We start from the raw sequence: 6,262 nt of genomic DNA, 5'->3' as shown, positions 1-6,262 counted from the left end.
CTGGTGGGGGGTATGGGGGCGGTGGGGGAATCGAGCCGAGGTGGAATCGGGCTGGTTCAGCCGTGTGCCCGGACCGCTACGACTATCATGCCAGATCCGGTCTCTGTCGACCTCAACGCTACTAACAACTAACGGTACGCCGGCTCACGCTGGCGAGCCCGCGTGTTGCCCACGGGCAAGCTCCGTCGCGCTTCAGTTGTCGCTCCCGCTGCTTGCAAGCCGGCGAGTCCGAGGTGCCGAAACTCCAGGCGAATATCTCCGACTAAGCCCCTCGGACTCAATGGTGGAAAGTTCGAATCTCTCCGGGCTCGCCACCCAAGCGGTTGAAGGTTAAACAACTTTCTCAGCCCTGGTTTTCATTCTGAACGCCATCAGCCCCGTCTCTGAACGCTTGTCGCTATTTTGTTCGCGAGGATTTGGCATGACGTTTTTTGGTGGCCGATAGCATCCGCTTGCGGACCGCTTCGCATAGCCCTCATAGCTCTGTTGCGTCTTGTGGGCGCTGCGCCCGTTTTGAGCCCACTTGAGCTTACAGCTACCAGCCGTCGCGGGTGGCTGAATACCCTCACCACCGGATGCCACCGCGGGTAGCCCGTGGTTGAGAAATGAACCCGAGAAACAAGACCGAATTGACGGCTTGCGCGAGTCGGTGAGAGCTGAGAGCATAGGACTACTGACAGCCGCGAGCACAAACTAGAACGATGGCCCGCCAGCGCGAACGAGCGGGATCGCCCCACGATCGTCATTTGCTCAAGCCGACTGCGGAGGTTTTTGAAAGATCAATGACAGCTTGCTCGATCGCTCTGGCTGCTAGTATGGCGGACCGTTCATCCATGTGCATACCATCGGGCCATCGCAAGTCATGCTTGGCCAGCGTCAAGTTTAGCCAATTCTTCGAGTTGTCGAACCGATCCAATGCGAACCGCCGTGTATCGCGAACAAGCCGCGTGTGTTCCAGTTGATCCGCGTAAGGCAGTTCGAAAAACAGCACCAGAATGCCCTCAGATTGCGTGGTCGAAATCAGTCGGGCAAGCTCATCGACGTTGTTTCGCAGCGCGGCAGTCAGATCTTGATCAAAGCCCTCAGCCGCTCGATCGAAATACAGTTGATTGTTGTATTGTTGGGCAGCCTCGGTCAGTAACCGATTAGCGGCCGTGACTGACTCCTCTCGATTGCGAGGAGCGTGTTGCCAATTCTCGTAAGCCGCGACACCCATGCGGACAGGGCGGAAAAATAGATCCTTCTTGTTCTTGGGACTGGAATAACTTTCAATGAGCTTCTCATCAGCCCCTTTAGAGAGCAGATTTGATTCTATCAAAATTGTTTTCGGAAGCTTCTGGCGATCCAGCAATAAGAAGCGCAAGCCGGTCAGAGGAGATCCTCCGCCGATTGCAAGATTTCGGACATTTAGATGGTCGAAGTAATCCTCTCTCATCCGTGCAGTTAACGAGCTTCCCAGAAGAACAACCTTGGGGGCCGGCTCACTTACATACCGGTTCAAGGCGATAAGGGCTCCGTCTCGGGCTGTTGTCGCAGGCGCTTGCATCCCGCTTGGCAGAAATGGTTTCGCAGCAGCGCAAATTACCAGGGCGAGCGCCGCGGCCGCTGCGCACTTTATTAGCCATTTGAGGCCGAATCTGTCACGCATATGCGAGCGCCCGCAAAACCCTGGAGCAATTCAGGAGATGTTCAGGTCTTTAGCACTAAGTGACGGTCCTGGAGAAGTGTATGCCAAAACTTTAGGTATCACTGGCGATTGCTTTGGCTTTCCTCGAATCACAATCGGCTTCGGCCGGACTGATTGATGAACCACGAGCGCCGCCGCCTGAGGTGCGAGTATCTTGGAACAGGGCGGGATCGGCCGTCTGCTATTTGCCCGCCGTACTATGACTACCTAGCGCGGTACAGGGTCTGTCTTCCGAGATGACGTAGTGCCGCGCAGGATAGCGGCCCGCCAGCTTGCGCCTTAGCAGCCGGCGGTGAGCCCCCAGCTGGCGGCTTTCCCACCCCCATCACCGCAATAGCTCGCGCGTGTTCCGAGGCCCAATGTTGACGACTTGGCCCATTTCAGCGAAACGCTTTCAATCGCCCCAAACTTGGTGACCCGTGTACTTCTTCCTTTCTAAGTCCCTTGGCAGGCTGCTGCTACCGCCAGACATATTATTCTCGATCGGCATCTTGGGCTTGGCGCTTCTATCCACCCGATATTCCTGGCTCGGAAATCGTCTGGTTCTTGGCGCCTTTGCTGCTCTGGTCATCTGTGGAACGCTCCCCGTCGGCGTAGCCATGCTGATGCCACTCGAGAATCGATTTCCGGCTTGGAGCCCAACGGCAGAAGCCCCCGACGGGATTGTGGTGCTGGGCGGCGGCATCGATGAGTATCGCTCAGACGAGCGAGGCGAAACAATTCCAAATGGAGGGTTCGCTCGAATCGTTGCGGCAGCAAAGCTGGCACGACGATATCCAAGGGCACGGATCATCTACACAGGCGGCAGCAGTAATTTGACCGGCAACGACATCCGCGAAGCCGATTATGCCGCTCAAGCATTCGAGGACCTCGGAGTCTCAAAAAACCGCATCGAGATCGAACGAGATGCGAGGAATACTGCCGAGAACGCCGTTCGTGCCAAAGCTATCGCGTCTCCGAAACAAGGCGAGCGATGGCTACTAGTGACCTCCGCCTATCACATGCCGCGCTCGGTCCAACTCTTTGGCAAGGTCGGATTCGCTGTCGAACCAGTCCCAACGGATTGGCAAACGGGCCTCAAGACTTTTTGGCGCCCTGACCCATTGAAACGCCTTGGACAGATGAAAACCGCTTCCCGCGAGTGGACCGGGCTCGCAGCTCTCTGGATCACCGGAGATGCCATTTTCACCGCCCCATAGTTGCGCAGCAGTGATAGCTAGGGCCCCACCGTGAACCGGCGGACCGGGGCTTTTCCGAAACCCGCGACACGCAGTAGCTCGCGCCCGCCCGGACCCACTTGCAATCGACAATTTGCGAGGTACTTACGATGCCGTTTTGATAGCGGCATGCCTCGCCCCGTCTGACGGCCGACTGCTCAAGATCGCGTTCGGCGAGATGCGCGAGATGAAACTCCGTGGGGCCTGGACGACTGCCATTGTTGCACTCAGAGCCGATCGCTGGCCGGACAATGTTGGCTTGCCTGATCTCGAGCCGCCTTTGTGTGCGCCGGATGCGGGAACGAGGAGCTCAGGTCAGACCGGATTTTAGCAGCGGCAAGCCGCCTCAATTTGCGACTTCACGCATCGGTTAGACACCCTCACCGCGCTACGACTGGTCCATCTTGGATGAGCCCGTCTTTCGCTATGTGGTGTAAGGGACGAATCCAGCCACATGAGGAAAACGGTGGATCCGCCGAGCAAATACAAAATGGCCATGCCCGCGTAACCGCAGATAGGCCGGGGCGTTCCTCGCGAATCTCAACCACCCGTAAGTTCCAGCGGGTGCGGCAGCGAGGAACGAACGCGAAAAGGCATGGAAATCGTGCTAGCTCACCTCTTCGAGCTGGCGGAGCGGCCCCGGCCTAACCGCTGTTTCTACCTACTGCAGCTTCCCCCTTTACGGCGACCAGCGTTCCGTTTTCCGTGGCCTGCCGCAATTCACTTAGCCGCATTTCCCGCCTACGCATCCATTGCCGATCGCTGTACCACGTGGCGAAACGCCAGATCACAAAAACACTCACTATGGGGAATGCAAGGAAGGCGGCGCGGGCTAGCGCGCTATCTAGAACGACAACTAGTACTGAGAACGCACCGACGATCGACCACCCTATCAATTCCCCAATTCGGTTGAACGGACGCATTCACCCCTCCGGCGCCATGTGCGCGTCGGTCTGATACAAATCTCGAGCGTTAGATAACGAGCCCTGACGAAGGGGAAATGCACATTTCTGTGAGTCCTTGGTGATCGCTGGGGCGACCTAAAATCAGCGACTGCCGTTGGGCGCCCAACTGGGTCTGGTTAAAAGAAGCGAATCGGCAACCGCCCGGAATCAACTGAATCGCTGTGACGCCACCTCAAAATAGAAATAAACCGCCGAACTTTGGGAGTTGGCGGGGAAGTTTGTTTGGACTGTGCGATCGGGAAACCCGATCGCGAGATGGAGCCTATCCGGGATTGGGCAGGTTCGCGAGCCTACCTAAGTGGCAGCGCCCCTCAGTCGTCGGTGCGTAATGGGCCACTGCCGGTCACGCTTTCGATGTATCCTGGAGCGGCGCCGGTGCGCCCGTCCAAGAGCTAACATACTACCTCCCGGGCATATCCGGCAACAGGTGATGCAACGGCGGTACAGCAATCCCCAATAAAACAAATACTCTCAGTCGGCGGGTGGGACTAGCTCGGTCGTCGATTCTCCTCGAGACGAATGATCCAGATTGCGTGGGAGGAGATCATAGCTCCTGCCGTGCTTCTTAACTCCCAATACCTTATAGCGGCTCAACGGAGCGTGGCCAGAAAGCGTCAGCAGCCTGCTTCGATAGACGCGCTCTGCTGGGATTCATATTGCTCTCGCCCTTCAATAGCAGCTAAGTTTCCGAACAGGGACAATGAGAGATGCGTGTCTTCGGAATGGCGGCCACCGATGGGCGCATGTTGAAGGTCGGTTGCAGCCTTCTTTGTCCAATTGTTCTGGCCAGCAATTTTCGGGACAATGCGCAAGTGGACCGAGCGGACTGGCGTCTATGACGACATCTGTTATCTAAGACAGGCTCATCTCTTGCAGCGCTTTGGCGTAAGCGGAATTGATACCAACCTTGACCGGGACGATGACGGCTATTTTGCGCGCCTCGCCAGAGAAATTGGATTTGCAGATTGGTCCGTGGCTGACCGCCTTCCGTGTCACAGGTTAGCCGGAAATAAATACATTATTCAATATCCGCCGGGAACCGGATTCGCCCTATCAATCTTCCCCGCTGGATTCCAACGAGTTTCCCTCTATGCGGTTGCGAATGTCGTCACGCTGTTTGCGGCACTTGCTGCGATATGGTCTGCGGCCTCCCGCCGCTGGATTGCATTGGCTGGAGTAGTAGGGCTGGCCGCCCTTTACTTCATGATAAATCCGGCGAAGGCGAGTTTCTCGATCGCACCAACATTGATTGTTTGCGCCATTTGCGGCTATCTGACGAACATTCTCGCCAACTCTCTGAATGCTCGTAACAGGATTATTGCCGCTGCTGCTCTGGGATTTCTCTTGGGTTTGGCAGTGAGCTTTAGGATCCCAAATCTGTTTCTGTCTGCGGGTTATTTCGCGGTCTTGCTGGCGCTTGGACATTTGGAGCGCCTCGCCATATTCGGCCTGACCTACGGTCTGGGCCTCCTTCCGACCCTACTCGCGAACTCGATCAATGCCGGCGGTATACTAAAAACCACCTATGGTCCTGGTGAAACCTTGCCGCCCGATCTCAGTTTCAGTATTGCCATTGACTACCTAAGCGACATGCAAGGTGCGCTAACGCTCCTAATTATTTTTTGGGCCGCGTGCTTGCTGGTTTTCCAACATCACAAAACTGCCGCGAGCATCGTTGCCGTGAACCTCATTACAAATCTGGCGTTCTTTCTGAGTCATCCGATTTTCACGCCCTATTATTTGATGCCCATTGCCATGCTGTCCGTTTGGACTCTGCTAGCAACAACCATCACGTCGCCCGAATCGAAACCCGCGCGCCTCTCATCGTCTCCCGCCTTACCCTCGGTCGTCAGTTAGACGTCCAATGGCCCGCATTTCAATTGTCCAGCTATCGCCGAAGACGTGTTCAAGAGCTCCAGCGGAAATCTAAAAAGCTGGCATCGGAGATCATGAACGTGCCAGCACGACTCGACTTCGTTCCCGGCTCGAGGCCTTGCGCGGATGCGCGACCGTTTCCGTTCTGGGATATCATTGCACCGATTGGATTACCGGGACCTTGTGACAGGCCTTGGGCCGGTCGTGCTGTTTCTTCGTTCTGAGCGGCTTCGTTCTCGCCCGGTCGCATTCCAAGAATCCTGACCCGCTTGATTTTTTCAGACATCGGTTGTTCAGGCCTCTTCCCGCAGCCGTCGCAACTCCTCGTTTTTCGGCACTGTGCTTCCAATCTGGATTTTACGTCGGCTATGTTGAAACGTTTTCGAGTGCGACGAGTGATCCTTTTTTGTCCTACCGGGATTGCTGTCGCGGCCTAAGAGAACTGGCTCCACGCACCCCGCAATCGTGACGGGTCAATTGCAGACGCTAACCGTCTGCTGAACGAGGCTGCGCGAGAT

The 6,262-nt window shown here is 56.3% G+C and carries 4 protein-coding genes; 2 read left to right on the top strand and 2 right to left on the bottom strand.

Features of this window, described 5'->3' with window-relative positions:
* Window positions 1-742 precede the first annotated feature (742 nt).
* Window positions 743-1,648 carry a hypothetical protein gene (locus tag IVA88_RS15025; RefSeq protein ID WP_247498000.1) on the bottom strand — a complete coding sequence of 302 codons (906 nt, stop codon included), beginning with the start codon at window positions 1,646-1,648 and terminating at the stop codon, window positions 743-745.
* Between the two features lie 638 nt (window positions 1,649-2,286).
* Between IVA88_RS15025 and IVA88_RS15020 the strand changes: the two genes are divergently transcribed.
* Together IVA88_RS15020 and IVA88_RS15015 are read left to right on the top strand one after the other, a co-directional pair.
* Window positions 2,287-2,886 carry a YdcF family protein gene (locus IVA88_RS15020; protein WP_247497999.1) on the top strand — a complete coding sequence of 200 codons (600 nt, stop codon included), beginning with the start codon at window positions 2,287-2,289 and terminating at the stop codon, window positions 2,884-2,886.
* A 1,787-nt stretch (window positions 2,887-4,673) separates the two neighbouring features.
* A complete protein-coding gene (locus IVA88_RS15015) occupies window positions 4,674-5,726 on the top strand; it encodes a hypothetical protein (RefSeq protein WP_247497998.1) in 1,053 nt (350 codons plus the stop codon).
* 49 nt (window positions 5,727-5,775) lie between these two features.
* Here IVA88_RS15015 and IVA88_RS15010 read toward each other — a convergent pair whose 3' ends face one another.
* Window positions 5,776-6,030, bottom strand: a complete 255-nt coding sequence (locus IVA88_RS15010; RefSeq protein ID WP_247497997.1) for a hypothetical protein — start codon at window positions 6,028-6,030, stop codon at window positions 5,776-5,778.
* Window positions 6,031-6,262 lie beyond the last annotated feature (232 nt).

Source organism: Bradyrhizobium sp. 149, assembly GCF_023073915.1.
Taxonomy (GTDB): Bacteria; Pseudomonadota; Alphaproteobacteria; order Rhizobiales; family Xanthobacteraceae; genus Bradyrhizobium.
Note: the sequence above shows the minus strand (reverse complement) of the source record. Positions and strands in the feature narration are given on the sequence as shown.

Excerpts from the sequence above, each read along its gene's own strand:
- IVA88_RS15010 (WP_247497997.1), bottom strand. The coding sequence starts at position 6,030 with ATGTCTGAAAAAATCAAGCGGGTCAGGATTCTTGGAATGCGACCGGGC.
- IVA88_RS15015 (WP_247497998.1), top strand. The coding sequence starts at position 4,674 with ATGCGCAAGTGGACCGAGCGGACTGGCGTCTATGACGACATCTGTTAT.
- IVA88_RS15025 (WP_247498000.1), bottom strand. The coding sequence starts at position 1,648 with ATGCGTGACAGATTCGGCCTCAAATGGCTAATAAAGTGCGCAGCGGCC.
- IVA88_RS15020 (WP_247497999.1), top strand. The coding sequence starts at position 2,287 with ATGCTGATGCCACTCGAGAATCGATTTCCGGCTTGGAGCCCAACGGCA.